This window comes from Hydrogenophaga intermedia, from assembly GCF_023715105.1.
GTDB lineage: Bacteria > Pseudomonadota > Gammaproteobacteria > Burkholderiales > Burkholderiaceae_C > Hydrogenophaga > Hydrogenophaga intermedia_A.
The window spans coordinates 1-315 of record NZ_JAMBNO010000133.1 but is presented as its reverse complement, the minus strand read 5'-3'; the positions used below and the strand labels follow the sequence as shown (position 1 = coordinate 315).

1 protein-coding gene is annotated in these 315 nt (G+C 55.9%); it reads left to right on the top strand.

The window, feature by feature from the left end; genetic code table 11:
• Positions 1 to 315 (top strand): hypothetical protein (locus tag M3149_RS22910; protein ID WP_251711645.1); only part of this gene is annotated, 315 nt, incomplete at both ends.

Here is a 315-nt window from a genome sequence, read left to right as displayed (position 1 = left end):
AGCTTATCGGAAGACAAACGAAATATGTTGAATGGGTGCTTTGCACGGAGCTTTCACCCGTTCAGTCTGAAATTGCAATACCTCTTGGTACAGAGGTGGCGCTGGCACTGGCAGAGCAACGTCAATTGCGCAACCACCTCATCAGGCACCTGCGCAGAGACTTGGAATTAGTGCCCAGAAATGGTGCGGCCGATGCCCAATCAAAAGCCGACCTTGCAGCCCAGGATTTTGGCCATCGATGGCGCGCCACCATCAGGAACGGCGAGCGCGCATTGGCCAAGCGGTGTGCACCCGCACTCGCAGCCTCAAACCAAG